This window comes from Mitsuaria chitosanitabida ATCC BAA-476 = NBRC 102408, assembly GCF_001598255.1.
Lineage (GTDB): Bacteria > Pseudomonadota > Gammaproteobacteria > Burkholderiales > Burkholderiaceae_C > Roseateles > Roseateles chitosanitabidus.
In genome coordinates, this window is sequence record NZ_BCYP01000034.1 from 52,548 (window position 1) to 78,944 (window position 26,397).

The 26,397-nt window shown below is 68.0% G+C and carries 29 protein-coding genes; 24 read left to right on the forward strand and 5 right to left on the reverse strand.

Annotation, left to right across the window (positions count from 1 at the left end):
* Positions 1–244: 244 nt before the first annotated feature.
* Positions 245–742 carry a tetratricopeptide repeat protein gene (locus MCHT01_RS20795; protein ID WP_067068226.1) on the reverse strand — a complete coding sequence of 166 codons (498 nt, stop codon included), beginning with the start codon at positions 740–742 and terminating at the stop codon, positions 245–247.
* A gap of 640 nt (positions 743–1,382) precedes the next feature.
* Between MCHT01_RS20795 and MCHT01_RS20800 the strand changes: the two genes are divergently transcribed.
* From MCHT01_RS20800 to MCHT01_RS20840, 9 genes are all read left to right on the forward strand, one after another.
* Positions 1,383–2,222, forward strand: a complete 840-nt coding sequence (locus MCHT01_RS20800; protein ID WP_067068228.1) for a flagellin N-terminal helical domain-containing protein — start codon at positions 1,383–1,385, stop codon at positions 2,220–2,222.
* A 448-nt stretch (positions 2,223–2,670) separates the two neighbouring features.
* Entirely contained in the window at positions 2,671–3,516 is an 846-nt protein-coding gene (locus MCHT01_RS20805) for a flagellin N-terminal helical domain-containing protein (RefSeq protein ID WP_067068231.1), read from the forward strand.
* 365 nt (positions 3,517–3,881) lie between these two features.
* Complete coding sequence (locus tag MCHT01_RS20810; protein WP_067068233.1) at positions 3,882–4,751, forward strand: flagellin N-terminal helical domain-containing protein; 870 nt, start codon at positions 3,882–3,884, stop codon at positions 4,749–4,751.
* Between the two features lie 142 nt (positions 4,752–4,893).
* Positions 4,894–6,321: a flagellar filament capping protein FliD gene (fliD, locus tag MCHT01_RS20815; protein ID WP_067068236.1), complete on the forward strand. Its 1,428-nt coding sequence runs from the start codon at positions 4,894–4,896 to the stop codon at positions 6,319–6,321.
* Positions 6,322–6,565: 244 nt separating this feature from the next.
* Positions 6,566–7,000, forward strand: coding sequence for a flagellar export chaperone FliS (gene fliS, locus MCHT01_RS20820; RefSeq protein WP_067068238.1), 435 nt, complete (start codon positions 6,566–6,568; stop codon positions 6,998–7,000).
* Between the two features lie 115 nt (positions 7,001–7,115).
* Positions 7,116–7,415, forward strand: coding sequence for a flagellar protein FliT (locus MCHT01_RS20825; RefSeq protein ID WP_067068343.1), 300 nt, complete (start codon positions 7,116–7,118; stop codon positions 7,413–7,415).
* Positions 7,416–7,658: 243 nt separating this feature from the next.
* Positions 7,659–8,378: a flagellar brake protein gene (locus MCHT01_RS20830; protein WP_067068240.1), complete on the forward strand. Its 720-nt coding sequence runs from the start codon at positions 7,659–7,661 to the stop codon at positions 8,376–8,378.
* Between the two features lie 227 nt (positions 8,379–8,605).
* Positions 8,606–8,797, forward strand: coding sequence for a hypothetical protein (locus MCHT01_RS20835; RefSeq protein WP_148661646.1), 192 nt, complete (start codon positions 8,606–8,608; stop codon positions 8,795–8,797).
* 66 nt (positions 8,798–8,863) lie between these two features.
* A complete protein-coding gene (locus tag MCHT01_RS20840; protein WP_067068246.1) occupies positions 8,864–9,697 on the forward strand; it encodes a CPBP family intramembrane glutamic endopeptidase in 834 nt (277 codons plus the stop codon).
* A 24-nt stretch (positions 9,698–9,721) separates the two neighbouring features.
* Here MCHT01_RS20840 and fliE read toward each other — a convergent pair whose 3' ends face one another.
* The gene (gene fliE / locus MCHT01_RS20845) at positions 9,722–10,039 is read right to left on the reverse strand and encodes a flagellar hook-basal body complex protein FliE (protein ID WP_273490848.1); all 318 of its coding nucleotides are present in this window, start codon (positions 10,037–10,039) and stop codon (positions 9,722–9,724) included.
* A gap of 167 nt (positions 10,040–10,206) precedes the next feature.
* On the opposite strand from fliE, the gene fliF reads away from it, so the two are divergent.
* From fliF to MCHT01_RS20920, 15 genes are all read left to right on the forward strand, one after another.
* On the forward strand, positions 10,207–11,931 hold the full coding sequence (fliF, locus tag MCHT01_RS20850) for a flagellar basal-body MS-ring/collar protein FliF (RefSeq protein WP_084453126.1): 1,725 nt from the start codon (positions 10,207–10,209) through the stop codon (positions 11,929–11,931).
* Between the two features lie 59 nt (positions 11,932–11,990).
* A complete protein-coding gene (fliG, locus tag MCHT01_RS20855) occupies positions 11,991–12,986 on the forward strand; it encodes a flagellar motor switch protein FliG (RefSeq protein WP_067068248.1) in 996 nt (331 codons plus the stop codon).
* 45 nt (positions 12,987–13,031) lie between these two features.
* Positions 13,032–13,859: a FliH/SctL family protein gene (locus MCHT01_RS20860; protein WP_084453128.1), complete on the forward strand. Its 828-nt coding sequence runs from the start codon at positions 13,032–13,034 to the stop codon at positions 13,857–13,859.
* Positions 13,856–15,280: a flagellar protein export ATPase FliI gene (gene fliI / locus MCHT01_RS20865; protein WP_067068250.1), complete on the forward strand. Its 1,425-nt coding sequence runs from the start codon at positions 13,856–13,858 to the stop codon at positions 15,278–15,280. Before MCHT01_RS20860 ends, fliI begins: the two co-directional genes overlap by 4 nt.
* Positions 15,281–15,314: 34 nt before the next feature.
* Entirely contained in the window at positions 15,315–15,785 is a 471-nt protein-coding gene (fliJ, locus tag MCHT01_RS20870) for a flagellar export protein FliJ (RefSeq protein WP_067068253.1), read from the forward strand.
* A 31-nt stretch (positions 15,786–15,816) separates the two neighbouring features.
* Positions 15,817–17,271 carry a flagellar hook-length control protein FliK gene (locus MCHT01_RS20875; RefSeq protein ID WP_067068256.1) on the forward strand — a complete coding sequence of 485 codons (1,455 nt, stop codon included), beginning with the start codon at positions 15,817–15,819 and terminating at the stop codon, positions 17,269–17,271.
* Positions 17,272–17,520: 249 nt separating this feature from the next.
* Positions 17,521–18,099, forward strand: coding sequence for a flagellar basal body-associated FliL family protein (locus tag MCHT01_RS20880; RefSeq protein WP_067068257.1), 579 nt, complete (start codon positions 17,521–17,523; stop codon positions 18,097–18,099).
* 25 nt (positions 18,100–18,124) lie between these two features.
* Positions 18,125–19,126, forward strand: a complete 1,002-nt coding sequence (gene fliM / locus MCHT01_RS20885) for a flagellar motor switch protein FliM (protein ID WP_067068260.1) — start codon at positions 18,125–18,127, stop codon at positions 19,124–19,126.
* Entirely contained in the window at positions 19,119–19,562 is a 444-nt protein-coding gene (gene fliN / locus MCHT01_RS20890) for a flagellar motor switch protein FliN (protein WP_067068262.1), read from the forward strand. Before fliM ends, fliN begins: the two co-directional genes overlap by 8 nt.
* Positions 19,563–19,711: 149 nt before the next feature.
* Complete coding sequence (locus MCHT01_RS20895) at positions 19,712–20,089, forward strand: FliO/MopB family protein (protein WP_245643489.1); 378 nt, start codon at positions 19,712–19,714, stop codon at positions 20,087–20,089.
* A gap of 13 nt (positions 20,090–20,102) precedes the next feature.
* Positions 20,103–20,945 carry a flagellar type III secretion system pore protein FliP gene (fliP, locus tag MCHT01_RS20900; protein ID WP_084453130.1) on the forward strand — a complete coding sequence of 281 codons (843 nt, stop codon included), beginning with the start codon at positions 20,103–20,105 and terminating at the stop codon, positions 20,943–20,945.
* Between the two features lie 34 nt (positions 20,946–20,979).
* Complete coding sequence (gene fliQ / locus MCHT01_RS20905; RefSeq protein ID WP_067068264.1) at positions 20,980–21,249, forward strand: flagellar biosynthesis protein FliQ; 270 nt, start codon at positions 20,980–20,982, stop codon at positions 21,247–21,249.
* A gap of 46 nt (positions 21,250–21,295) precedes the next feature.
* Complete coding sequence (fliR, locus tag MCHT01_RS20910) at positions 21,296–22,060, forward strand: flagellar biosynthetic protein FliR (RefSeq protein ID WP_067068266.1); 765 nt, start codon at positions 21,296–21,298, stop codon at positions 22,058–22,060.
* Between the two features lie 205 nt (positions 22,061–22,265).
* A complete protein-coding gene (locus MCHT01_RS20915; protein WP_067068268.1) occupies positions 22,266–22,712 on the forward strand; it encodes a hypothetical protein in 447 nt (148 codons plus the stop codon).
* A gap of 4 nt (positions 22,713–22,716) precedes the next feature.
* Positions 22,717–23,097 carry a hypothetical protein gene (locus MCHT01_RS20920; protein ID WP_067068273.1) on the forward strand — a complete coding sequence of 127 codons (381 nt, stop codon included), beginning with the start codon at positions 22,717–22,719 and terminating at the stop codon, positions 23,095–23,097.
* A gap of 44 nt (positions 23,098–23,141) precedes the next feature.
* Here the strand turns inward: MCHT01_RS20920 and MCHT01_RS20925 are convergent, their stop codons facing one another.
* From MCHT01_RS20925 to MCHT01_RS20935, 3 genes are read right to left on the reverse strand one after another with little or no spacing between them, the layout of a single operon-like run.
* Positions 23,142–24,458, reverse strand: coding sequence for an ABC transporter permease (locus tag MCHT01_RS20925; protein WP_067068276.1), 1,317 nt, complete (start codon positions 24,456–24,458; stop codon positions 23,142–23,144).
* 2 nt (positions 24,459–24,460) lie between these two features.
* A complete protein-coding gene (locus MCHT01_RS20930) occupies positions 24,461–25,630 on the reverse strand; it encodes an ABC transporter permease (RefSeq protein ID WP_067068279.1) in 1,170 nt (389 codons plus the stop codon).
* Between the two features lie 18 nt (positions 25,631–25,648).
* The gene (locus MCHT01_RS20935; protein WP_218017923.1) at positions 25,649–26,359 is read right to left on the reverse strand and encodes an ABC transporter ATP-binding protein; all 711 of its coding nucleotides are present in this window, start codon (positions 26,357–26,359) and stop codon (positions 25,649–25,651) included.
* Between the last annotated feature and the right edge of the window lie 38 nt (positions 26,360–26,397).

Consider the following 26,397-nt stretch of genomic DNA (forward strand, 5'->3'; position numbering starts at 1 on the left):
GCGCCGTGGGGGCGGGAGCTCGGGACGAAGGGGCCGCAAGGCCGGCGGCCAGGGGCTTGGGCGGGGGTGCCGCGAGGCGGACACCCTGTCAGGCGAGCCGGCGGTGGCGCTCACGCGCGACACAGGCCGACCCGCTGACGGATGACAGATTTCTGGGATCGACCCCGCGATCCGGCGTGGCGCGGAGCCCCGACATTCGGAACTCCGGCCCGCGATGCGGCGGCCCGGGCGGGCCGGCCGGCGGTCAGGCGGCCTGCAGGCGCGCCAGTTCGGTCTCGACGATGGTGACGAGTTCCGGCGAGTCCTTCTTCAGGCTCTCGAAGGCTTCGCCCTCGTGCAGGATGCTCAGCACTTCGATCGCGGCCTTGATCTCGCCCAGGCCCGACAGCGCGAAGCCCAGCGTGTACAGCGAGGGCGCGTGCTGCGGCGACAGCTCGACGGCGCGGTGCGCGTACAGCGCGGCGTCGCGCAGCTGACCGGCGGCCAGCAGCAGCGCACCGACGTCGCTCAGCAGGTCGATGCTCGAGGGCTCCACCTCCAGCGCGTCGCACAGCAGCGAGACGCCGTCGCCGATGCGACCTTGCGAGGCCTGCGCATAGGCGGCATTGCGGGCTTGCGCCAGCAGCAGGCGCGCTTCGCTCGATCCTTGGCGGATGCGGCGCTCGCCGTGAATTTGTTCCTCGATCGAGGCATTGATCATCGACACGGTGGACCGTGCCTCGGTTTGCGATTGCAGTGGCATAGACCTCTCCATGGTCGTTGTGGCTCGTCGATCGAGACCCGTTGGTGTCACCCTCCGGACCCCGGCGGATGGGGCGCTCGCCCTTGTCGGCAGCGCCGGTGGCCACTTTAGGGGGGCACCCCCGTGATCGAGCGCACGAAAAGCGCCCCCTTTCGCCCTCAATCCCGCCGCGAACCGGCCGTAGACACAGACATGTCCGTCGCCAGACGACGCCCAGACGCAAGTCCGGGTCGAAGTCAAACGATGAATAGCGCGTTGCAAGGCCTGCTTATCCACGGATCAGATGTCTTGACAAATTGCCCTCAAGTTCTATGGGACGCGTGCCGACAACCAAAACAACGGGTCTGCTGATCGCAGCGACAAGCCAGCAAGCAACACCAGCTGGCGCATCGAAGCAGCAGCAGCACGTGGTCCGGTTAGAAGGCCAGCGGTTCCTCAGACCTCGACGAGGGAGTAGGACGGCAACGGTTGACTAGCGTCGGACTGGGACCGAACCGGGGATGGCCCGGCAGGTTCAGCAGGAGCATCCGAGATCCTCGGCCGGTTCGCCTCACGGCGGGTCGGAGGATCGGAGGACTCAGGCGCTCATGTGTGGTTCGGCGCTTTTGCCGGTATTTATGTATAGCTGTTAGGAGCAATCATGGCCCAAGTCATCAACACCAACCTGCTGTCGCTCAACGCTCAGCGCAACACGTCCACCAGCCAAAGCTCGCTGGCCGTGTCGATGCAGCGCCTGTCCTCGGGCCTGCGCGTCAACTCCGCCAAGGACGACGCCGCCGGCCTGGCCATCGCCGAGCGCATGAACGCGCAAGTCCGCGGCATGAACGTCGCTCAGCGCAACGCCAACGACGGCATCTCGCTGGCGCAGACCGCTGAAGGCGCGCTGTCCAAGGTGGGCGATTCGCTGCAGCGCATGCGTGAACTGGCGGTGCAGGCCCGCAATGCCACGAACACCAGCTCCGACCTGGATTCGATCGGCAAGGAGTACTCGCAGCTGGGCGCTGAAATCAGCCGCGTTCTCGGTGGCACGACCTTCAACGGCAAGGCCATCCTGGGCGCCAACGCTGGCACGCAGACCTTCCAGATCGGCGCGAACACGACGACCAACGACTCGGTCGACGTGGTCACCACCGACCTGACCGGCGACGCCTCGATCACCGCCGTGACCGGCGGCACCATCGACAACACGTCGGACGCCGCCAGCCTGAAGACCGTCATCGACAACATCGACGCGGCCATCACCACGGTGTCGACGCAGCGTTCCACGCTGGGCGCCTCGCAGAACCGCTTCGACGCGATCGTGTCGAACCTGCAGGTCTCGGTCGAGAACCAGACCGCTGCCCGCAGCCGGATCATGGACGCCGACTTCGCGTCGGAAACCGCGAACCTGTCGCGCGCCCAGATCCTGCAGCAGGCCGGCAACGCGATGATCGCGCAGGCCAACCAGCAGCCCCAGCAGGTCCTGGCCCTGCTGCGCTGATAGAAGCAGGCAGCACACGCTGCAGGGGCCGGCAACGCCGGCCCCTGCGGAGGATCGTCGGGCATGGCCCGGGCCTGGGGCGAGGCCAGGCGACATCGAGCACTGACTGGCGCGTTCTGTCTGAACGCAGCGAGCCGCCAGGCGAGCGAAGTGAGTTGAGCGCCCTGTCGCCGCCGCCCGAGCCCCAGGCCCGGGCCATGCCCGACGATCCTCCGCGCCCATCGGGAGATGGGCCTGTTCCAAGATTGGCTCCCGCCAATCCTTCACGGACGACACCGTCCGTTGCAGGCTTTCTTTTCAAGAAGGCCTCAAGTCCATTCCAGGCGTCCCGATAACTGCTTCAACGGGTCCGCAAACATCAGCAGGCCGCGTAGTCCGGCCCAGTCGGACAGTTATTCAACCGTCCGTCGGGACCGACAAAGGTCTCTGATTTCGAAAGGAATGGATCATGGCTCAGATCATCAACACCAACCTGCAATCGCTGAACGCTCAGCGCAACCTGTCGCAATCGCAGTCCTCGCTGTCGGTGTCGATGCAGCGCCTGTCCTCGGGCCTGCGCGTCAACTCCGCCAAGGACGACGCCGCCGGCCTGGCCATCGCCGAGCGCATGAACGCGCAAGTCCGCGGCATGAACGTCGCGGTGCGCAACGCCAACGACGGCATCTCGCTGGCGCAGACCGCCGAAGGCGCGCTGTCCAAGGTGGGCGACTCGCTGCAGCGCATGCGTGAACTGGCGGTGCAGGCCCGCAACGCCACGAACACCACCTCCGACCTGGTCTCGATCGGCAAGGAATACGCCCAGCTGGGCGCGGAAATCGGCCGCGTCATCGGCGGCACGACCTTCAACGGCAAGGCCATCCTGGGCAACGACGCCGGCACGCAGACCTTCCAGATCGGCGCGAACACGACGACCAACGACTCGGTCGACGTGATCACCAGCAACATGACCAACGACACGTCGATCAACAACGTCACCAGCGGCGTGATCGACGATACGTCGGACGCGAACAGCCTGAAGACGGTGATCGACAACATCGACGCCGCGATCACCACGGTGTCGAGCCAGCGCTCGGTGCTGGGCGCCTCGCAGAACCGCTTCGACGCGATCATCTCGAACCTGCAGGTCTCGGTGGAGAACCAGACCGCCGCCCGCAGCCGCATCATGGACGCCGACTTCGCGGCGGAAACCGCGAACCTCTCGCGCGCCCAGATCCTGCAGCAGGCCGGCAACACGATGGTGGCCCAGGCCAACCAGCTGCCGCAGCAGGTCCTGTCGCTGCTGCGCGGCGGCTGATCGCCACCGCCCCGGGCGCCGCCAGGCCGGCATCCTCCGGCGCCCCGCGCTCCGCTTGACTCCTCAAGCACGGCCCTCCGGGCCGGGCCTCCAAAGGCCCCGCCTCGCTCCCCCGGGAACGAGGCGGGGCCTTCTTTTATGGTTTTCTTTTGGCAGGTGTTTGCGGCCTTAATCGGCCCTTTGGCGCTGGCGCTCCCTTCGCACAATGGAGCCATCGAGCATGAACTGACGGCTCGATCACCGGTCCAACCGGCGGGTCCCGACAACGACCGCGACAGCGCGGCAAGGGGTTCGCAGGCGAGGTCGGGAACGACCACCCTCAACCGGGATCGCAGCCAGGACAGGATCTCCGCAGGAGCGCATCAATGCCACAGACCATCAACACCAACCTTGCTTCGCTCAACGCGCAACGCAATCTGAACTCGTCCCAGTCCTCGCTGGCGACGTCGATGCAGCGCCTGTCGTCGGGCCTGCGGGTGAACTCCGCGAAGGACGATGCGGCCGGCCTGGCGATCGCCGAGCGGATGAACGCGCAAGCTCGCGGCATGTCCGTGGCGATGCGCAACGCGAATGACGGCATCTCCCTGGCGCAGACCGCGGAAGGCGCACTGGGCAAGGTGGCCGACTCGCTGCAGCGGATGCGTGAACTGGCCATCCAGGCCCGCAACGCGACCAACGCGGACAGCGACAAGGATTCGCTGGACAAGGAGTTCGGCGAGCTGGCCAAGGAAATCCAGCGCGTCACCGCCGGCACCACGTTCAACGGCAAGTACATCCTGGGCGCGGACGCAGGCAACCCGCAGACCTTCCAGGTCGGTCCGAACACCACCTCCAACGACGAGATCACCGTCACGACGCCCAACATGTCGTCGGATGACTCGATCACCAAGGTCTCGGGTTCCGACAACACGGGTGCGAATCGTTCGGTGATCGACCACACGGCCGACGCCGCGGCGATCGCCCAGGTGGTGTCCTACATCGACACCGCGCTGGACTCGGTCAACAGCCAGCGCGCGACGCTGGGCGCGACGCAGAACCGCTTCGACGCCGTGGTCTCCAACCTGCAGGTCGCGTACGAGAACCAGACCGCCGCCCGCAGCCGGATCATGGACGCCGACTTCGCGGTCGAGACCTCGAACCTGAGCCGCGCGCAGATCCTGCAGCAGGCCGGCAACGCGATGGTGGCGCAGGCCAACCAGCTGCCGCAGCAGGTGCTTTCGCTGCTCAAGGGCTGATAGAAAAACCCAATAGATCGTCCAGGCCTCCGTCCTAAAGTCGGAACGCCAGGCGCCGATATGCAGGACAGGGCCTCTCGCGGGGCCCTGTCCCGCATGGGCTTCCACCAAAGCCCGGTCAAGGTCACAGGAGTTCCGCAAGATGGCATCCATCACTTCCACCGGTCTGGGCAGCGGCCTGGACGTCGAGAGCATCGTCTCGAAGCTGGTCGCGATCGAGAAGCAGCCGATCTCGGACCTGCAGGACCGCACGACCACCATCCAGACGCAGATCTCCGCCTACGGCAAGATCAGCAGCGCCTTCAGCGCGATGCGCGACGCGGCGGCCAAGCTCAGCAACCCCACCACCTGGCAGGCGCTGACGGCCACGACCTCCGACTCGACCATGGCCAGCGTCGTCGCCGGCACCGGCAGCGGCGCCGGCACCTACGCACTGAACGTCACCAGCCTGGCGTCCTCGCAGAGCCTGTCCAGCAAGGCCTTCGCCAACAACGCGACGGTGGGCTCGGGGTCGATGACCATCGAGCTGGGCCAGTGGAGCGGGACCAACAACTCGACCTTCACCAGCAAGGACGGCGCGTCGCCCGTGAGCATCAGCATCTCGGCCACCGACACGCTCAGCAGCGTCCGCGACAAGATCAACGCCTCGGGCGCCGGCGTGCTGGCGTCGGTCGTGACCGACGCCAACGGCTCGCGCCTGGTGGTCCGCTCCAAGGACACCGGCGAGGCCAACGGCTTCCGCATCACGACCGCGGATGACGACGGCAACAATTCGGACGCCAACGGCCTGTCCGCCCTCGCCTACGACCCGACCGCCTCGATCGGCTCGATGACGCAGAACACCGCGGCGGCCAACGCCAAGCTGTCGATCAACGGGCTGGACATCAGCTCCGCCTCGAACAACATCGAGGGCGCGGTCGACGGCCTGACCATCAACCTGCTCAAGACCGGCCAGTCCACCGTCTCGGTGGGCCAGGACAAGGACAGCGTCAAGAAGGCGATCAACGACTTCGTCACCTCGTACAACTCGCTGATGAGCCTGATGCGCGACGACACGAAGTACGACGACTCCAGCAAGACCTCCGGTCCGCTGCAGGGCGACAGCACCGCGGTGGGCCTGCAGAGCCAGCTGCGCAACATCACCTCGTCGGGCAGCACGCTGGGCGGCGCGTTCCAGCGCCTGTCGGACCTGGGCCTGAGCATCGGTACCGCCGGCACCATCACGGTCGACGACAGCAAGCTCACCAGCGCGCTGGGCAGCATGAGCGACCTGAAGAACCTGTTCATGGGCGTGGACAGCAACGACCCGAACAACAACGGGCTGGCCTCGCGCTGGCGCGCCTTCGCCGACCAGGTCACCGGCTTCGACGGTCAGATCACGACCCGGACCACCGGCCTGCAGTCGCGGGTGACGGCGAACAACAAGCGCGTGGACGAGCTCAACGACCGCGCCGACGCGTACGAGAAGCGCGTGCGCGCGCAGTACACGGCGCTGGACACGCAGATGGCCAAGCTCAACGACATGCAGAGCTACGTCAACAAGATCACCAGCATGCTCAGCAGCGGCTGACGCGGCGCGGGCGCGTGAGCGCCCGGTGACGACGGCGTGGGCACGCCATGAAGTAGCCGGTCGTCACCCCCCTTCTCCGGCGCTTCGAAAAGCGCGTCGACGAGCCTCCTCACGGAGGCTTTCTCTTTTCTGGAATCGCCCAGAATTCAGAGACATATTCAACGGATGGAGGGCTCAAGTTGAGCCGGCGAGGGCCGAAAACTGATTCAAGCACTACAGCAATCCCGCAGCAGCAAAGCAGATCATGTACGGCAACTCCTCTCCCTTCGCCTCCCACGGCCAGCGCGCCAGCAACATGTACAACCGCGTTGGCGTGGAGACCGATGTCCTGATGGCGACGCCGCACCGCCTGGTCGCCCTGCTGCTGGACGGCGCGTTCGACGCGATGACGCAAGCCGTCGGCGCGATCCGCGCCGGGAATGTCGAGATCAAGAACCGCAGCCTGAGCCGCGCGGTCCGCATCCTGGACGAAGGCCTGAAGGCGGCCCTCGATCTGGAGAGCGGCAACCTGGCCCTGGACCTGCGCGACCTGTATGCCTACATGTGCATGCGGCTGACCTACGCCAATCTGCACACCGACGTCGCCGCCGTGGAGGAGTGCGTGCGTCTCCTGACCCCGATTCGGGAAGCCTGGGGATCCATCTCCCCCGCTGCCGCCGAACAACGCGTCGCGGCCTGATCCGGACACCGGACCGACCGCCCCGCCCCTGACTTCGAGCTGTTCCATGCCCAAGCACACCGCCAAGCCCCTGACCGCCGCCGCCCACGCTGCCCCGACGACCACGGACCGCATCATGAACACCCAACTGTTGAGCTACTACGAAGCCATCGAACAGGCCAGCGCCGACATGCTGAGCGCCGCCCGCTCGGGCAACTGGGACGAGGTGGTGAAGCTCGAGGGCGCCTGCGTGCTGCTGATCTCGCAACTCAAGCACGCCGCCTCGCAGCAGCAGCTGGGTCCGGACGAGACGCAGCTCAAGACGCGCATCATGCAGCGCATCCTGCTGAACGACGCCGAGATCCGCCACCTGGCCGAGCCGTGGCTGGAGGATCTGGATCATCTGATGAAGGGCAAGTCCAAGACGGTCCACTGACCGGGACTTGCACGCGGACCGGTGCCGCGCGGCACGGGACGGCGCCCCCTGCGAGGCGGCCCCGAACGACGCGCGACACCGAGGACCGATCCGGCCGACGCCGCGACCGACCCCCTGCATCGATGGGTTGGCGCGGCGTTTGCCTTTCCCCGGCGACGGAGACTGCGCGAGAATTTCGCCAGTCCCGCGTCCGTACGACTCTTTGCCGGAAGCTGCGCCTTGAGCGATCTGAAGATCCCCCCCATGGCCCCTGTCGCCTCCCCCGCGGTCGATGCCGACTTCCGGCTCGACGCGCCCGGCGAGATCATGAACTGGCTGCGCGAGCTGCTGCGCTCGCAGGCCCGCATCCAGCTGACGACGCCCGACGGCGCGGCCATCCACACGGTGCTGCGCTCGCTGGACACCCCGCAGGGCATGCTGACGATGGAGGCGCCGCAGGCGCGCGACACCCTGCCCCCGATCCTGTCCAGCGACGAACTGGTCGCGACCGCCTTCCTGGACAAGATCAAGCTGCAGTTCGACGTGTCGGGCCTGGTGGCGATCCGCGGCGAGGGCGAGGTGCTGCGCGCCCCCGTCCCGCTGCGCATCTACCGCTTCCAGCGGCGCCAGGCCTACCGCGTGGCCTCGGCCGGACAGCTCTATCCGGCGCTGAAGCTCAACGGGGCCGACCTGCCGCGCATCCGCGTGGTGAACGTGAGCGCCGGCGGGGTCGCGCTGCAATGGCCGGCCAACGTCGTGCCGGCGCCGCGAGCGCTGGAGGAGCTCAGCGGGACGCTGGAGCTGGAGCGGGAAGTGAGCTTCAGCACCTTGCTGCGCGTCCAGCACCTCACCGAGGGCGAGGACGGCGCGCCGCACCATGTGGGCTGCGCCTTCGTCTCGCTGGCGCCGACCGCCGCGCGGGCGTTGCAGGTCTTCATCGACCAGGCGCAGAAGCGCGAGCGCCTGATGCGGCGGACCGTCTGAATCGCCTTGTCGACCCCTGAACAAAGGCCACCCTCGGGTGGCCTTTGTTCATTTGACGATCTCATCTTGGAACGAAACCAATCCATATTAGTCATCCAGCCAAGGCGAATACCAAAAACAAGTCATTGCACGACTGAAATTACCGAAGTGAAACCTCGGTGGCCCAACGCCATTCCCCTTTCCATAATTGAATCGCCGGCATATTCCGGCGCAGATGGATGGACATCATGATTGAACTCACCCAGGTGGAAATCGACAGGGTTCACGGCGGCGAGGTCGGCGCCACGGGCATGGGGGACGACTACAGCTACACGGGATCCCGGTCGTGGTTTGACTGCTATATGGACGGCACGACCAATCAGGATCGCTCGATGGTGGATGTGGATCTGATCCTCGGCTGCATGGCGGAATACAACTGATCTCTGCCCAGCGTCCCGCGGAGGACGGGCTGGCCAGCCCGGCTTGCCCGTCCAATTGGAGGCACCATGCGCGTGCTTTATGCCGTCTTCCTGCTCGTCATCACGCAAATCATCGTCCTGCTGGCGGTCGCGCCGGCGATGTACTGGGTCGGGCGGATGGGCGCTCCGATCTCCTACCTGCAGCGAACCGTGTTGGCCGCGGGCCTGTTGCCGCTGATGCTGACCGGCGTGTGGTGGATCATCTGTGGAATCCATCGGTACATGACATGGCCGCAGCCCGGCCACTTCGTCTCGCCGCGGCGGCACGCCGGCGACCGCCTCCTGCTCGCCAGCGCGCTGCTCCTGGTGCCCGCCGTCACGACCTTGGCCGCCCTGAGCTCTCCCTACACCGACAGCACAGCGGAGCTTCGCTGGCAGCTGTTGCCGGCATCGCTGTGGAGCGTGGGTTGGCTGGCATTCGCCGAGGAGTTTCTCTATCGACGAATTCTTCTTGGGGAGCTCTTGCGCATTGCCGACCAGAGAATCCACTGGTGCCTCCTGGCCCTGTTCGCCCAAGCAGTGGTCTTCGCGCTATTCCATGGAAAGTCCGCCTTGATCTCGACGCAGCACTTTCTCTTCTATTTTCTCGGGGGAGCCATCCTGGGCTGGATTTACTGGATCCACCAGAATATCTGGCTGAATGCCTTCATTCATATGTCGATGAACGTCAGCGTCGCCCAGGTCGGTCCGACGAGCCGATGGTTCGCCGGACGCGTCGCGCAGTTCACGGGCGACCACTGGCACGGCTGGTTTCTGGCGGGATCCTGCCTGCTGCTCATGGCAGCCCTGGGCACCCTGCCGTTCCGGAAAACAAAAGGCCGCGAAACATCGCGGCCTTGGTATGGGCAAGTCAACGGGTGACCGCAGGTTCTGCCGCCTGGCCGATCACACCTGCATGTTCATGATCTCGGAGTAGGCCGACACCAGCCGGTTGCGCACCTGCAGCGTGGCCTGGAAACCGATCTGGGCCTTCTGCATGGCCACCATGGTCTCTTCCAGGCTCACCGTCGGGTTGTCGAGCTGGACCTCGCGCTGGAGGCGGGATGCCTCGTTCTGCTGCGTACTCACGGACTTCAGCGCCGAGCTCATCGCATCCGCGAAGCTCGCGCCCGGCGCGGGCTTGGCCACCGGCTGACCCTGGGGGGTCAGACCGGCACGGGCCACCGCGCTGGCGAAGTCGAAGGGTTTGAGTTTCAGGTCCACGGCACGCATCGTAGCCAGGGCGCCAAGACCCGTTGATCGGAACTGGGGGGGCTTGGTCGGCTTGTTCTCGGCATTCTTGAGGGCGCCGATCGAAATAATTTCGACTGTGCCGAAGCGTCTGCTCCGGCCCCTCGCCCGCCCCCAGCCGTAACCCGACCGACCGCCCCATGGACAACGCCCTGAGCAGCCCCGCCGCCGGACTTCCCGAGGTGCAGCAAGCCGCCCCGACGAGCCTCCCCGCCCGTCTGGCCGCCATGCCCACCAAGAGCAAGCTGATGCTGGGCGGCGGCGTGGCCGCGCTGATCGCCGTCGTGGTGGCCATGGCCATGATGACCGGCAAGGGCGACTACCGGCCCCTGTTCTCCGGCCTGTCCGACAAGGACGGCGGCGCCGTCATCGCGCAGCTGGCGCAGATGAATGTGCCCTACCGCAACGAGGCCGGCGGCACGATCATGGTGCCCGCCAACCAGGTCTACGACCTGCGCATGAAGCTGGCCTCGGCCGGCCTGCCCAAGGGCGGCATCGTCGGCTTCGAGCTGATGGACAAGCAGTCCATCGGCCAGACCCAGTTCAACGAGCGCCTGAACTTCCAGCGCGCGCTCGAGGGCGAGCTCACCCGCACCATCACCGCCATGTCCGACGTCGCCGACGCGCGCGTGCACCTGGCCATGCCCCAGCAGAACGGCTTCTTCCGCGAGCAGCAGAAGCCCAGCGCCTCGGTCATGCTGACCCTGCGCGGCGGCCGCACCCTGGACCGTGCCCAGATCGCCGGCATCGTGCATCTGGTGTCCTCCTCGGTGCCCGAGCTCAACCCCAAGGCCGTCAGCGTGCTGGACAGCACCGGCGCCCTGCTCTCCCAGAACCCCGACGGCAACGCCTCCGGCCTGGACAGCCAGCAGCTGCAGTACAAGCAGCAGGTCGAGGCCAACCTGAACAAGCGCATCGCCGAGCTGCTCGAGCCGGTCGTCGGCCGCGACAACCTGCGCTCCACGGTGACCGCCGACGTCGACTTCAACCAGGTCGAGTCCACCGCCGAGGAATACAAGCCCAACCAGGGCCCCAACACCCAGAGCGCCGTGCGCCGCCTGACCTCCGAGGAGCAGACCGGCGGCAGCGCCGCGGTGCCCACCGGCGTCCCCGGCGCGACCTCCAACCAGGTCCCGCCCCAGGCCGCGGCCCCGATCAACGGCCAGGCCCAGCAGATGCAGCCGGCCGGCGGCTCGGGCGGCACGCAGAACATGCGCCGCAACAACGACACGCAGTTCGAGCTGGACCGCACCGTCCGCGTGACCCGCAGCGCCATCGGCCAGGTCCGCCGCCTGAACGCCGCCGTGGTCGTGAACCAGAAGACGGTGACGGACAAGAACGGCAAGACCACCAGCCAGCCGCTGTCGGCCGACGAGCTCCAGAAGCTGGACGCGCTGGTCAAGGAGGCGCTGGGCTACTCGCAGGACCGCGGCGACTCGGTCAAGGTCATCAACGCGCCCTTCGTCGCGCCCAAGGTGGACAACGCCGACCTGCCGCTGTGGCAGCAGCCCTGGCTGCGCGACCTGGCCCGCGACATGGCCGTGCCCGCCGCCCTGGTGCTGGTGGCCCTGATCGCCGTGTTCGGCATGGTTCGCCCTGCTCTCAAGGCGGCCTTCCCGCCGCCGCCCGAGCAGAAGGACGACACTGCCCAGAACCAGCTCAGCGTGGTCGAGAACGAGCAACTGGCCCTGGGCGGCCCGGGACAGGCCGGCGGCCTGCCGGCCCTGGAGGCCCCGATCTCCAACGACAAGCTCGAGCGCGCCCGCCAGCTGGCCAAGGAGAACCCGGTCGCCGTGGCCAACATCATGCGCGCCTGGGTCAACGGCGAGGAACTCGAGGCGGCGCCCGCGGGCGGCCGTCGCTGAGCCCGGCCTGACCCCGCCACCGAGCATCACGCATCCAGGATCGAGGACGAGACACCACCATGGACGACAAAGGCGTAGAAGACGCGGCCATCCTGCTCATGTCGCTGGGCGAGGAAGAGGCCAGCGAGGTCTTCAAGCACCTCGCGCCCAAGGAAGTGCAGAAGCTGGGCGAGACCATCGCCAAGATGAAGGTCGTGCCGCGCGAGCGCGTCGAGAAGGTGCTCGACAAGTTCGACCGCGTCGCCGAGACCCAGAGCACCCTGGTCAACGACACCGACGAGTACGTCCGCGCCGTGCTGCGCAAGGCGCTGGGCGACGACAAGGCCAACCTGCTGCTGGACCGCATCCTGCAGGGGTCGGACGTGTCCTCGATCGAGTCGCTCAAGTGGATGGACCCGGGCTCCGTGGCCGAGCTGCTGCGCAACGAGCACCCGCAGATCGTCGCCGCGATCCTGTCGCACCTGGACTTCGACCAGAGCAGCTCGGTGCTGCGCGTCTTCAGCGAGCGCCAGCGCAACGAGGTGCTGATCCGCATCGCCACGCTGGACGGCATCCAGCCGATGGCGCTCAAGGACCTGAACGAGGTCATGGGCCAGATCCTGGCCGGCGGCGAGCGCATGAAGAAGTCCAACCTGGGCGGCGTCAAGACCGCGGCCGAGATCATCAACATGATGGGCACCAGCGTCGAGGCCTCGGTGCTGGACTACATCCGCGAGGCCGACTCCGACCTGGCGCAGAAGATCATGGACAACATGTTCACGTTCGACGACGTGGAGAAGATCGACGACCGCGGCATCCAGGCGGTGCTCAAGGAAGTCCAGTCCGAATCGCTCATCGTCGCGCTCAAGGGCGCCGGCCCCGAGCTGCGCGAGAAGATCTTCCGCAACATGTCCAGCCGCGCCGCCGAGACGCTGCGCGAGGACCTGGAATCGCGCGGCCCGGTGCGCCTGTCCGAGGTCGAGGCCGAGCAGAAGGAAATCCTCAAGGTGGTCCGCCGTCTGGTCGACGAGGGCCAGATCGTGCTGGCCGGTGGCGGCGACGACCAGTTCCTGTAATCCTCGGGATCCCCCGCACCAGAACGCCCGAGGACCCACCCGCCCATGGCCACCCGCCCGCCCCGCCAAGTCCCGCCGCCTCCTCGCCCCGACGGCGATCCCCGCGGCGGCGGCACCTACAGCCGCATCATTCCCCGCGAGGAACTGTCCGGCTTCGCCGCCTGGAACCCCGGATCGCTCGACGGCGGCGCGCCGCCGCGCAAGCCCTCGGTCTCCGCGCCCGCCCCGGTCGAGCCGCCGGCCCCGCCGCCCCCGCCCGGCCCCAGCGTCGAGGAGCTCATGCAGCAGGCCCGCCAGGCCGGCTACCAGGACGGCTACCGCGACGGCATGGCCGCGCTGGAGGCCTTCAAGCAGAGCTTCGCCAAGCAGATCAGCGCGCAGGTCGGCCAGTTGGTCGCCAGCTTCGACGGGGACCTGCAGGCCATCGAGCAGGACATGGCCGCCGCGCTGGCGCGCACCGCGGTCGAGCTGGCCCGCCAGGTCGTGCGCAACGAGCTGGCCACCGCGCCCGAGCTGATCGCGCGCGTCGCCCATGACGCCGTGGAGGCGCTGCTGATCAACGCCCGCCACGTGCGCGTGCGCGTGCACCCCGACGACCTGCCGCTGGTGCTGGACGGCGCCGGCCAGGAACTGCGCGCCCGCGAGGCGCAGGTCATCCCCGATCCCGCCATCGCCCGCGGTGGCGTCAAGGTCGACGCCGACATCTGCAGCGTCGACGCCTCGCTACCCGCCCGCTGGCAGGCCGCCGTCGGCGCGCTGGGCCAGACCTCCGTCTGGCAGGACCGCCGCGCCACCGACGAGGCGGACGACTCGCGCCTGGACTTCCGGCTCGACGCCCAGCCCAGCCAGTACGACGGGGAGATCCCCCGATGAGCGACCGCACCGACCGCTGGCAGCAGTACCTGGGCGACCTGCAGGCCTTCGCCGGCAACGCGCCGGCGCTGGAGCCGCAGGGCAAGCTGGTGCGCGTCGCCGGCCTGGTGCTGGAGGCCACCGGCGTGAAGGTGCCGGTGGGCTCGGTCTGCGAGATCCACATGCCCTCGACCGCCGCGAATCCGCGCCGCGGTCAGCGGCCGGTGCAGGCGGAGGTGGTCGGCTTCTCCGGCGACCGCGCCTACCTGATGCCGACCGATGAGATCCAGGGCCTGGCCAGCGGCGCGATGGTGCTGCCCCGCCCCGCCGCGCTGCGCGGCCCCGTGCTCGGCGAGGAGCGCCACCCCTGGCGCCGCGACGAGGACCGCGGCCTGCACCTGCCCATGGGCGACGGCCTGCTGGGCCGGGTCGTCGATCCGCAGGGCCATCCGATCGACCGCGCCGGCCCGCTCGAGGACGTGCGCGACGAACCCATGGTTCGCCGCCCGATCAACGCGATGGACCGCGATCCCGTGCGGCGTCCGCTGGACACCGGCGTGCGGGCGATCAACTCGCTGCTGACGGTGGGCCGCGGCCAGCGCCTGGGCCTGTTCGCCGGCACCGGCGTCGGCAAGTCGGTGCTGCTGGGCATGATGGCCCGCTACACGCAGGCGGACGTGATCGTCGTCGGCCTGATCGGCGAGCGGGGCCGCGAAGTCAAGGAATTCATCGAGGACATCCTCGGCGAGGAGGGCCTGCGCCGCAGCGTGGTCGTCGCCGCGCCGGCCGATGCCCCGCCGCTGCTGCGCATGCAGGGCGCCACCTACGCCACGGCCATCGCCGAGCATTTCCGCGACCGCGGCCAGCACGTGCTGCTGCTGATGGATTCGCTGACCCGTTACGCGATGGCGCAGCGCGAAATTGCCCTCGCCATCGGCGAACCGCCCGCCACCAAGGGCTATCCACCCTCGTGTTTCGCGAAGCTTCCGCAACTCGTGGAGCGCAGCGGCAACGGCCTGGCGGGCGAAGGCTCGATCACCGCCTTCTACACCGTGCTGTCCGAGGGCGACGACCAGCAGGACCCCATTGCCGACGCGGCACGAGGGATTCTGGACGGCCACATTGTGTTGAGCCGGGAGCTGGCGGAGAGTGGGCACTACCCCGCGATCGACGTCGAGCGGTCGATCTCGCGCGTCATGACCAGCGTGGCCGACAAGCGCCACATCGAACTGGCGCGCCGATTCCGGCAATTGCTCGCGAAATACAACAAGGCGCGGGATCTGATCCAGCTCGGGGCCTATCAGCCCGGGCACGATCTGGAGTTGGACAGCGCGGTCCGCTTGCATGCCGACATGGACCGATTGCTCCAACAAGACATGCATTCCCCCGCTTCTTTGACGGATTGCCTCAATCAGTTGGCCGCCACACTCAACTTTGCGTGATAGCTGCCGACATCCGTGAAGAGAGGTCATCGACATGAGTAGTTCCAACCTGCAGGCCCTGAACGTTCTCCTCGAGCGCGCGGAGGCCGAGCGCGATGAAGCCTTGCGATTCCTGCAGGAAGCGCAGTCCCGGGCCAGCTCGGCACGCAGCCAGCACGATCAGCTCTCGCAGTACCGCACGGACTACACCTCGCGCTGGACGCAGGAATTCACCCGCCAGACCACCGTCAGCATGCTGGGCTGCTACCAGAACTTCGGCCAGCGTCTGGACCAGGCGATCGGCCAGCAGGCCGGCATCGCCGATTACGCCGACCAGCGCCTGTCCGCCGCCCGCGACGTGCTGCGCGAGCGCGAACTGCGCGTGGCCTCGGTGCGCAAGCTGATCGAGCGCCGCCGCGCCGAGGCGATGCGCAGCCAGATGCGCCAGGAACAGCGTGCCACCGACGAGCAAGCCGCGCGTGCCGCGGCCCGCGGCGGCAACCCGATGACCCGCCTGGTCGCCTGAGCGCGACCCGGCCTTGGCACCCTCCCCGGCCATGAACCAGATCCAGAACCAGAATCCGCTGTTCGGCTCGTCCAGTCTGAACGGCGCCAGCGCCGCGGCGAATGCCGCCAGCGCCAACGCCGCCCGCAAGGACGGCGTGCCCGCCTTCGCGCAGTGGCTGAACCAGAGCAGCCAGCAGCTCAAGACGCAGCAGCTGCAGAGTCAGCAGCAGAACCAGCAACTGCAGGCACAGCAGCTCCAATCGCAGCAGCAGGCGCAGCAACTGCAGAACCAGCAGCTCCAGAACCAGCAGGCGCAGCAGCAGGCCCAGAACGCGCGCGACAACGCCCCCAAGGCGCCCGAGCCGCAGCATGAGCCCGAGAGCACCGCTGCGCAGGACGAGAACAAGCTGGCCGCGCGCAACGCCGCGGCCCGCAATGGCGCCAACAAGGCCGAGGGCACCCGTGCCCAGGCTCATTCCGCCAACGTGGACCAGGCCGAGCGCACCGACGCGACCGACGCCAAGGACACCGCCGAGGCCGCGACCGCGGCCGACGCCGAGGGCGCCGAGCACGTGCAGGCCGCCGACGGCGAAGGCAAGGACCAGAAGGTCGCCAAGGAATCGAAGGACGCGAAGGAAGCGGCCGCGACGCCTGGCGAGCAGATCCTGGCGATGCTGCGCGGCGAGGCGCCGACCGAAGCCAAGGCCAAGGGCCGCGGCGACAGCACGGAGGCCGACGCCGGCGACGCCCTGCCCGGCGGCCCGCAGGCCCACGGCAAGCATCAGCCCACCACCGGCGACGCGATGCGCGAGCGCCAGCAGCTCCAGCGCGAACTGGCCCAGGCGGCTGGCGGCGCGGGCAAGGACGCCGGGGCCAAGGACGAAGCGCTGCAGGCCGTCAGCGGCCAGGGCGCGCACGAGATCGCGCTGGGCGACGGCAAGAGCGCCGCGCCCGGTGCGCCGCACGGCTTCGACGCGATGCTGGCCGCCGCGCAGCAGCCCGGCGCCACGGGCACGACCGGATCGTCGGCCACCGGCCGCGCCGAGCCGCCCAGCGTGCCGCTGAACCAGCCGCTGCACAGCCCGGACTTCGCGCCCGAGCTGTCCGCCAGCGTGAGCCTGCTGCTCAAGGACGGCATCCACGAGGCGCGGCTGCAGCTCAACCCGACCGACATGGGCCCCGTGTCCATCAACATCCAGCTGGACGGCCAGCAGGCGCAGGTGAACTTCCATGCGCAGCAGGCCGCCACCCGCGAGGTCCTGGAACGCAGCCTGCCGGATCTCGCGGCGGCGCTGCAGGCCCAGGGCCTGACCCTGAGCGGTGGCGGGGTGTTCGCCCAACAGCAGTCCAGCGGCGGCCAGAATCAGCGCGACGGATCGGCTGACGGCTCGTCGGGGGGCAACGGCCATCGCGGCGGCCAGGGACAGGACGACGGGGGCATCGCCGCCACCGGCCGCGCCGAGCGCCGCACCCCGGCGCGCGGCCTGGTCGACCTGTACGCCTGATCGCCGGTCGATCCCCGGCTTCCCCCGCGATGCCGGCGCGTCGCGCGCGGCCTCCTGCTCCCGGAGGCCGTCGCCGCTGGCGCGCCCCGGCCCGGCGCGGGCGAACCGCGACGAGTCTGACCGGATTCCACCGCCTTTTCGCGGCTTGAGCGCGCGGGCGCCGCTTCACAATGGGAGCCAAGTCGCCGGGACTTCGTGCCCGTTCGACACCGATCCATCGACAACGACCGCATCTCACAGGAGCGCCCAATGGCCACAGCCGCCGCTGGCAACGACGCCGCCGTCAAGGGTGGTGGCAAGAAGAAGCTGATCATCATCATCGCCATCGTCCTGGTGGTGGTGCTGGCCGGCGTCGCCGCGCTGCTGCTGATGAAGAAGAAGTCGCATGGCGACGACGAGGAAGGCGCGGCCGAGGAGAAACCCGCCGCCGCGGCCCACGCCAAGCCCGGCACGCCGCCGACCTTCGTCCCGCTGGACCCCTTCACCGTGAACCTGGCCGACAAGGAAGTCGACCGCTTCGCGCAGATCGGCATCACGCTGGAAGTCGCGGACCCGCACTTCGCCGACCAGCTCAAGGCCTACATGCCGGCGATCCGCAACAACGTGCTGATCGTGCTGTCGCACAAGACCTCGGCCGAGCTGCTGACCGTCGAAGGCAAGGAAAAGCTGGCGCGAGAGATCCGCCGCGAGTCCGTGCGTCCGATGGGCATCGAGCTCGACGACGAAGAGGACGAGGACGCCGACGCGCCGAAAAAGAAGAAGAAAAAGAAGCGCCCGGTCGAGAGCCCGGTGACGCAGGTGCTCTTCTCCACCTTCATCGTGCAGTGACCACGGACCCCGAAGGGACCAGGCGATGAATCAGCAAATCCTGTCGCAAGACGAAGTCGATGCCCTGCTCCAGGGCATCACCGGCGAGAGTCAGAAGCTCGAGGCCGAGGAGGTCCAGACCGGTGGCATCCGCGAGTACAACCTCGCCAGCCAGGAACGGATCGTCCGTGGGCGCATGCCCACGATGGAGATCATCAACGAGCGGTTCGCGCGCAACATCCGCATCGGCCTGTTCAACTTCATCCGCAAGAGCCCGGAAGTCGCCATCGGCGGCATCAAGGTGCAGAAGTACAGCGCCTTCCTGCGGGAGATCGTGGTCCCGACCAACTTCAACATCGTGTCGGTGAAGCCGCTGCGCGGCTCGGGCCTGATCGTGTGCGACCCGACGCTGGTGTTCGCGGTCATCGACTCGCTGTTCGGCGGGATCGGCAAGTTCCACACCCGCATCGAGGGCCGCGATTTCTCGGCCACCGAGCAGCGCGTGATCCTGCGCCTGGTCGAGGTCATCATCCAGGAGTACTCCAAGGCCTGGAAGGGCATCTACCCGCTGGAGCTGGAGTACCAGCGCTCGGAGATGCAGCCGCAGTTCGCCAACATCGCCACGCCCAGCGAGATCGTCGTGTCCACCTCGTTCACGCTGGAGATCGGCGAGACCAGCGGCACGGTGTACTTCTGCGTCCCCTATTCGACGCTGGAGCCGATTCGCGACGTGCTGTACAGCACCACGCAGGGCGACTCCGCGGAGCCCGATCGCCGCTGGGTCAACCTGCTCAAGCACCAGATCCAGTCGGCCGAGGTCGAGCTGGTGGCCGAGCTGGCCAACGCCCCCGCGACCGTCGAGCAGCTGCTGGCCTTCAAGCCGGGCGACTTCATCGAGCTGGACCTGGCGCAGATCATCCAGGCCAAGGTGGATGGGGTGCCGGTGTTCGATTGCCATTACGGCACCTCGAACGGCAAGTATTCGATCAAGATTGAGAAGATGCTGACCGGCCCGGACGCCGGCTGGCTGGGAGCCCGGAATGGCTGACAACACCCCGATGGACGAACAGGACGCGATGGCCGCCGAATGGGCGGCGGCGCTGGCCGAGGCCGGTGGCGGCGGGGGCGGCGAAGTCGCCGCCGAAGTGCAGCCGGCGGCCGAGCAGGTCGCGCCCGCGTCCTTCACCAATTTCTCGCCGACGCCGGGCAACCTGCCGGGCAGCGACATCAACATGATCCTGGACATCCCCGTCCAGCTCACGGTTGAACTGGGTCGCACGCGGATCCCGATCAAGAACATCCTGCAGCTGGCGCAGGGCTCGGTGGTCGAGCTCGACGCGCTGGCCGGCGAGCCGATGGACGTGCTGGTCAACGGCTACCTGATCGCCCAGGGCGAGGTGGTGGTCGTGAACGACAAGTTCGGTATCCGCCTCACGGACATCGTGACCCCCTCCGAACGGATGCGCCGCCTCAGCAAGGCCTGACCCCGAAGGACGCCAGACCGACTTCGCACACGGCACGCTGGCGTCGTTGCCGCGCTCGCCGGACAGGGAGTCCGGCCGCGCCTGGCGCCTGGCCCGCGCTCCGTCTGCTCGCGTTCAGGCGCCCCTCGCGCCGGTCATAATCGCCGCCCATGAACTCCGGCATGAACAACAGCCTCGTTCCCCTGCTCTGGTTCCTGGCCATCCTGGCCTTGATCCCGATCGTGCTGTGGCTGCTCAAGCGCACGCCGCTGGGCGGCGGCGCGCTGGGCGGGCAACTGCGCACCGTCGCGCAGCTGGTGATCTCGCCCAGCCAGCGCATCGTGATCGTCGAGGTGGGCCAGGACGCGGACCGGCAGTGGCTGGTGCTGGGCATCACCGGCCAGCAGATCCGCACGCTGCACGTGATGCCGCCGCAGGCCGATGCCGGCGCGGCGTTGCAGGCCGCGCAGCCTTCGTTCTCGGCGCTGCTCAAGCGCAGCCTCGGCGGCAGGCACGCCGATGGCCCCGGCAACGGTTCCGCGGCCTGACCGGGAGCGGCGCATGCTGGCATCGACCCCGACATCCCTCCCCGGCGATCCGATCGCCGGACCCCTCACCGACGCGACCCCGCGCGCGACGCGCCGCTGGCCGCGCCGCGCCGCGGGCCTGCTCGCCGCCGTGGCCCTGGGCGGCCTGGGCGCCGCGGCCTGGGCGCAGCAGAGCGGCAATGGCGCCAACGTCCCCCTGATCATCAGCCAGGGCGCGGGCGGCAACAGCTACTCGGTCCCCATCCAGACGCTGCTGTTCTTCACGGCGCTGGGCTTCCTGCCCGCGGTGCTGCTGATGATGACGGGCTTCACCCGCATCGTGATCGTGCTGTCGCTGCTGCGCCAGGCGCTGGGCACGCAGGCGGCCCCGCCCAACCAGGTCATCGTGGGCCTGTCTCTGTTCCTGACCTTCTTCGTCATGAGCCCGACCCTGGACCGGGTCTACACCGAGGCCTGGCAGCCCTATCAGGCGGGCCAGATCGGCTTCGAGGGCGCGCTGGAGAAGGCGCAGGTGCCGATGCGCGCCTTCATGCTCAAGCAGACGCGCCAATCCGACGTCGCGCTCTTCGCCAGGCTGGCCAAGCTCGAGCCCAATGTCGCGCCGGAGAACGTCCCCTTCCGCGTGCTGGTCCCGGCCTTCGTGACCAGCGAGCTCAAGTCGGCGTTCCAGATCGCCTTCCTGATCTTCATCCCCTTCCTGGTGATCGACATGATCGTCTCCAGCGTGCTGATGAGCCTGGGCATGATGATGCTGTCTCCGGTGCTGGTGTCGCTCCCGTTCAAGCTGATGCTGTTCGTGCTGGCGGACGGCTGGAACCTGCTGCTGGGGTCGCTGGCGGCCTCGTTCGCGCAGTAGCGCCGCGGCGCCGGGCGACAGAAAGGACAAGACGATGGATGCTCAACAGGTCTTCACGATCGGCCAGCAGGGCCTGTACGTGCTGCTGCTGGTGGCGGCCCCCCTGCTGCTGACCGTGCTGGCGGTCGGCGTGCTGGTCTCGGTGTTCCAGGCGGCGACGCAGATCAACGAATCGACGCTGTCCTTCGTGCCCAAGATCGTCGCGGCGGTGCTGGTGCTGGCGGTGGCCGGCCCCTGGATGATCTCCACGCTGGTCGAGTACATCCAGCGCACCCTGCAGAGCATTCCGCAGGCACTGGGATGAGGCCCGGCCGCCGCGCCGACGCCCGTTCCCGCCCGATCTCCGCCCGATGCTGACCTTCAACGAGGCGCAACTGCTGGCCTGGATCAGTCCGATCCTGTGGCCCTTCCTGCGCACGCTGGCGCTGTTCTCGGGCATGCCGGTCTTCAGTCAGCGCAACGTGCCGGCGCGGGTGCGGATCGGTCTGGCGCTGTTCATCGCGGTGGCCGCGCAGCCCTCCTTGCCGGCGATGCCGGCCGTCCCGCTGGACTCGGCCCCGCAGATCCTGACGGCGGTCGCGCAGCAGCTGCTGATCGGCCTGTCCATGGGCTTCGCGGTGCGGCTGGTGTTCGCGTCGCTCGAGTTCGCGGGCGAGCTGATCGGCCTGCAGATGGGCTTGAACTTCGCCGGCTTCTTCGACCCGTCGACGGGCGCGCAGGGCACCTCGTCGTCGCGCTTCCTCGGCACGATGGTGGCCTTCCTGTTCGTGGCGATCAACGGCCACCTGATGCTGATCAACTCGCTGGTGGCGAGCTTCCAGGCCTTCCCCGTCGGCGACGAGCCCTTCCGGTTCCTGCGCGTGGCGCAGCCGCAGGTGTGGGGCGCTGAGGTGTTCCGCATGGGCCTGTGGATCGCGCTGCCGCTGATCACGATGCTGATGTTCGTGAACCTGGTGCTGGGCATCATCTCGCGCGTGGCGCCGCAGCTGAACGTGTTCTCGGTCGGCTTCCCGCTGACGGTGAGCATCGGCCTGGTGGGCTTGGTCGCGACCCTGCCGCTCATGCATCAGCCCTTCGAGATCGCGCTGGAGCGATTGCTGTCGGCGTTCAATTAGCGCCCCTTCAGCCCCTCGACGCCCCCACCTCCGGGGGCGTTCTTGTTTGCATTTTTCTCCCCCGTTTTCTGCGTATTCGAGTCATGACGACCGGGAGCCCCGTTCTGAGAATGAGCGCCTTCTCAGACCACGGATGCGGGATGCATCCGAGCAAGCAAGGAAAGGAAGACACATGCTTCGAATGACGACACCCGAGCCTCACACGATGGTGAACAGCAAGGTGCCCGCCGGCTGCTGGATTGACCAGAGCGACTGGTCCAGATGGCCGCTCCGGGACTACGCCTGCAGCCCCAACGACTGGCCCTACAACCTCGAGGCGCCCCAAGGCACACGGGAGTTCGCCGGCATCGTCGGCTGGTTTCTCGACAAGCACCCTCGCCTGTACGAGGCCGACGTCGGCGACTACCTGAAGCTGGTGAACGAATGCGCTCCCGGCAAGACGGTCACGGCCAGTGTGGACTGTGATCCGGAAACTGGCCGCTACCAACTGCGGTTCACCATCTACGGCTGCAAGCAGCGGAGCAGGCTGGAGTCGAGGGAACTGGCCTTGATCTGGGCCCGCGAGGATCAGTTGCCGGAGCTGAAGGCCCTTCATGACCATGTGTGGGTGATCGACGATCATCGCGACTTTCCCGGACTGGCAAGGCGGTGATCACATGGCCAAGTTCAACCCCAACAGCTTCGTCGATCTGGCGGAAGAACTGAGCGGACATCAAGATCAGGCCAGACTGCGCACCTCGATCTCGCGCGCCTACTACGGTGTCTTTCTCTTCGCTCGCTCGATCGCCTCCGTCCACTCCAGACAAAGCGATGCGCATGGCCTCACCCGGAAGTACTTCGAGGGCATTGGCGCGACCCCCATCGCCAACGCCCTCAGGGAAATGCGGGCCTTGCGCAACAAGGCGGACTACAGCGTGGAACGCTCGTTCTCCAAGGAGGTCGTCGCGGCCAACATGGAGCTTGCCAAACGAACCCGGCAGGAAATGCGCCGGCTTCGAGGCCCTCGCCTGAAGCTGTACAGCGCGAACAGCCGGTGATTCACCACCGCCCAATGCGTCGCGGCATTGGACGGTGGCTCTCCTCAAAGTTCTCGCAGCGCCGTCGTGACGGGCACGCTCGCCGCCCGCACCGCCGGAAACAGCCCGCCGATGAAGCCGATGGCCAGGGCCCACTTGAGCCCCTCCCACAGCAGCTGTCCCGACACCCGCAACTCGAAGCTCAGCTTGCCCACGGAACCGGCGGCCATCGTCGACGCCGCGTGCCCGTTGAACAGCAGGTAGGCGATCGCGCCGCCGATGATCCCGCCCAGCGCGGCCAGCAGCATGGTCTCCAGCATCACCGCGACCACCACCGGCAGGCCCGGGAAGCCGATCGCGCGCAGCGTCGCGATCTCGCGGGCCCGCGTCGCGACCGCGGCGAACATGGTGTTCAGCGCCCCGAACACCGCGCCGATCGCCATGATCGTCCCCACCACGATGCCGATCACCCGCAGGATCTTGGTCATCTGCTCCGACTGCTTGGCAAAGAAGGCCAGCGTCGTCGTCGCGTCGACCTTGAGCTGCGGATTCGCCTCCAGCGCGGCCTTGAAGCCCTTGAACGCGTTCGCGTCCGTCAGCTTCACCGTCACCGAGTTGCGGCTCGCGCCACGGCGGTAGGTCTCGGCGACCACGGGCGCGTCGGCCCAGACCTCCGATTCCATCGAGTCGCCCGAGGCGAAGATCCCGGTCACCGTCCACATCTGGCTGCCCAGTCGGATCTGCTTGCCCGGCACCAGGCCCTCGAACTGACGCGCCGCGCCCTGCCCCACGATCAGCTCCTTGAGCCCGGGCTGGAACTTGCGCCCCGCGACGATCTTCACCTGCGGCCGCACCGCGAAGGCCTCGTCGCCCACGCCGCGCACCTGCACGCTGCCTTCCTCGTCCGTCGTCGTCCCCTTCACCGGCAGGTTGGCCGCGACCACCGTCTCGGCCGAGACCAGCGGCTCGCCCTTGGCGGACTTCGCGACACCCGGCGCCTGCGCGATCTGCGTGATGTCGTCACGCGACATCACCGACGCGACCTCCGCCGCCGACGCGCCGCGCAGCACGATGGCCGTGTCCTCGCTGCCGGACTTGCGCAGCGTCTCCGCGTAGCCCTCGGCCATCGCCAGCAGCGCCACCAGCACGCCGACCACGCCGGCGATGCCCACGACGATCACCGCCGACGAGCCCAGCCGCTGCGGCAGCGTGCTCACGCCGACGCTGGTCACCGAGCGCGCCTGCGCCCCGCGCCGCGTCAGCAGCATCCACAGCGCCAGCAGCACCGCCAGGCCCAGCGCGCCGGCCCACGGCAGCATCACCCAGGCCACCAGCACGACCACCAGCAGCACCAGCAATCCCAGTCGTTTCAGGAACTTCATGTTCAGGCCCTCCCCGCCAGTGCATCGGTGATGTTCAGGCGCATGGCGTTGATTGCGGGCAGCGCGCCGACGATCACGCCGAACAGCACCATCAGCCCCACGCCCGTGGCCCAGCTGCCCGGGCCCGCGGCCGGCAGGTTCAGGGCGCCGCCGCTGCCGGCGCTGACCGCCGGTCCGATGACGCTCGCCAGCCCCAGACCGACCACGCCGCCGATCACCAGCAGCAGCACCGACTCCGCCAGCACCATCATCAGCACGCTGAGCTCCGAGAAGCCGATCGTCTTGAGCACCGCGATCTCGCCGGTGCGCTCCCGCACCGCCTGCATCATCGTGTTGCCCGACAGCAGCAGCAGCGTGAAGAACACCGCGCCCATGATCGAGCTGACGATCAGCCCGATGTCCGCCACCTGCTTCATCCACGAGGCCATCGCGGCCTGCTCGGTCTGGGTGCGAGTCTCATGGTCCGAGTTGGCCGAGATCGCGTCGATCGCCTTGGCCACGCGGTCCGCCTGGTTGGCGTCGTTCACCCGCGTCACGTACCAGCCGACCGCGCCGCGGTTGTAGGGCGTGGTGTCGTCGAAGTACTTCCAGTTCAGCAGGAACATCTGGTCGTACCAGCCGCCCGTCTTCTTGTCGGCCGCATGAATCAGGCCGACGATCTCGAACTGCCAGTTCTTGCTGCCGCTGGCGTCCGGGAAGATGGTCGACTGCAGCGGGATCTTGTCCCCGACCTTCCAGTTGAACTTGCGGGCCAGCCCCTCGCCCACCAGCGCGCCGATGCGCGTGCTGGCGAAGGCCTGGCGGGCCTGGTCAGTGACGACCATCTCCGGATACATGTCCAGGTAGTTGGGCGCGACCGCGAAGCTGAAGACCTGGTTGTGCGGGTCCTGGTACGCGCCGCCGAACCAGTTGGCGTAGGTCACCAGCTTCACGCCGTCGACCGCCTGGATGCGCTGCTGCAGCGCCATCGGCAAGGTCTGGATGAAGGACAGGCGCGAGCCCGACTGCAGCCGCGACGCGCCGTTGGCGCTCTGGCCGGCCTGGTCGAAGGAGGTCCGCACCGCGTCCAGCAGGCCGAACAGCAGGAAGGCCGTGATGATGGACACCAGCGTCAGCACCGTCCTGAGCTTGCGCCGGAACAGCGCCGCCCAGATGAGATGAAGGTATTTCATGGCATGCCTCGTCGGGGGTCAGGCCGTGACGCGCGCGGTCTGCTCGACCAGCGTGCCCTTGTCCAGATGCAGCGTCTGGCCGGCGCGCTCCGCCGCCTTGGGGTCGTGGGTGACCATGACGATGGTCTTCCCATGGTCGCGGTTCAGCGCCTGCAGCAGGCCCAGCACGTCCTCGGCCGACTGGCGGTCCAGGTCACCGGTGGGCTCGTCGCAGACCAGCAGGGTCGGGTCGGACACGATGGCCCGCGCGATCGACACCCGCTGCTGCTGGCCGCCGGAGAGCTCCGTCGGCTTGTGGCTCGCGCGGTCCGACAGGCCCACCAGCTGCAGCGCGATCGCCGCGCGCTTGCGGCGCTCGGCGGCGGAGAGCTTGGTCAGCAGCAGGGGCAGCTCGACGTTGCGCTGCGCCGAGAGCATGGGCATCAGGTTGTAGAACTGGAACACGAAGCCGACCCGCGAGGCCCGCCACTTGGCCAGCGCGGCGGTGCCCAGCTGGTCGATGCGCTCGCCGCCGATGGCGATGCTGCCGCCGGTGGGCTGGTCCAGGCCGCCGATCAGGTTCAGCAGCGTCGTCTTGCCGGACCCCGAGGGCCCCATCAGCGCCAGGAAGGCGCCCTGCTCCACGTCCAGATCGATGTGGTGCAGCACCTCCACCTTCTGCTTGCCTCGCGTGTAGACCTTGGACAGGTCACGGATCTCGATCAACTTGCTCACGGTGACTCCTCGCATCAACGGTTCAAACGCCTCATGCCCGCGCGGGCGCGCGG